General features: G+C 66.6%; 2 protein-coding genes. Both read left to right on the top strand.

Translation table 11 applies throughout. The annotated features are described in order from the left end of the window. Positions 1 to 443, top strand: a 443-nt coding sequence (locus tag M9978_RS22915; RefSeq protein ID WP_367305150.1) for a DUF2924 domain-containing protein, incomplete at its 5' end; no start/stop codon positions are given. After that, a partial coding sequence (locus M9978_RS22910) for a recombinase family protein (RefSeq protein WP_254297475.1) occupies positions 440 to 1611 on the top strand: 1172 nt, incomplete at its 3' end. The genes M9978_RS22915 and M9978_RS22910, both read left to right, overlap by 4 nt.

Below are 1611 nucleotides of genomic sequence, written 5' to 3'. Positions count from 1 at the left end.
GACACCTGCTACACGATTGCCGCGTGAGCGCGGAGCTGGAGCGCCAGCTTGGCCAGCTGGACGAGATGGCATCGGACGAGCTCAAGTCCCGCTGGCGTGCCCTGACCGGCACGCCAGTGCCCAGGGTCAGCCCCAGCCTGATGCGGCTGGCGCTGGCGTGGGAGCTGCAGGCAAGGGCATATGGCGGCCTGTCGCGCCGCACGTCACAAAAGCTCGACCAGCTTGCCGCCGGCAAGACCCGCACGGCTGACGCGGTCCCCGGCATGCGGCTGGTGCGGGAGTGGAACGGCACCGTCCATGTCGTCGAGGTCGGCGAGGACGGCACGATCCGCTGGAACGGCAAGAGCTGGAAGTCCTTGAGCGAGGTCGCGCGCGAGATCACCGGCACGCGCTGGTCGGGACCAGCATTCTTCGGCTTGAAGCGCAGGGCGGCAGCGGCATGAACCGGGTGCGCTGCGCGATCTACACCCGCAAGTCGAGCGAGGAGGGCCTCGAGCAGGGGTTCAACTCACTCGATGCCCAGCGTGAAGCGTGTTCCGCCTATATCCTGAGCCAGGCAGGGCAGGGGTGGGAACAGGTCCCCGACCTCTATGATGATGGCGGCCTGTCGGGCGGCACGCTGGAGCGTCCTGCGCTCCAGCGCCTGCTGGCCGATGTCGCATCCGGCAGGATCGACATCATCGTCGTCTACAAGGTCGACCGCCTGACGCGCTCGCTGCTCGACTTTGCCAGGCTGGTCGAGGCGTTCGACCGGTCGAACGTCAGCTTCGTGTCGATCACCCAGTCGTTCAACACCACCACCAGCATGGGGCGGCTGACGCTCAACATGCTGCTTTCGTTCGCGCAGTTCGAGCGCGAGGTCACCGCCGAGCGCATCCGCGACAAGATCGCGGCGTCCAAGGCAAAGGGCATGTGGATGGGCGGCACCCCGCCGCTCGGCTACCGCCCCGACGGCCGCACCCTCGCCATCGTCGAGGACCATGCCGATCTCGTCCGCGACATCCACCGCCGCTATCTCGAACTGCGCAACGTCAGGCTGGTCGCCGAACGCCTGCAGCGCGACGGCATCCGCACCCCGGTCCGCACGATCCTCAAAACGGGCAAGACGTTCGGCGGGTGCAACTTCAGCAAGGGTCAGCTCTACGCCATGCTGCGCAACCCGATCTATGTCGGCGACATTGTCCACCGCGACAACACTTACGCCGGCCAGCACCCGCCGATCTTAGATCGCCACGACTGGACCAAAGTCCAGCAGCTGCTCGCCGACAATCTGCAGGGGGTCCGCACCCACACCTCGCCGACCCACAGCCTGCTCGCCGGCAGGATCGTCGACGAGCGCGGCGAGCCGCTGATTGCATCCCATGCGACCAAGGGGAAACAGCGCTACCGCTATTATGTCAGCCGGGACGTGCATTACAGAACATCCAGCAACACGGCACTGCGCATTCCGGCAAAGGAGATTGAGGGGCTGGTTGCCACGCAGCTGGCCGACCTGTTCGGCGATCCCATCGCGCTGCTGACCAGAGCCGGCATCGCCGTCACGCCCGAGCTGATGGGCGAGATCGACCATCGTGCACAAACGGTCGCGCTGGCCATCCGCGCGCCGCGGCC

The sequence above is a fragment of the Sphingomonas tagetis genome (assembly GCF_024211275.1).
GTDB lineage: Bacteria > Pseudomonadota > Alphaproteobacteria > Sphingomonadales > Sphingomonadaceae > Sphingomonas > Sphingomonas tagetis.
Note: the sequence above shows the minus strand (reverse complement) of the source record. Positions and strands in the feature narration are given on the sequence as shown.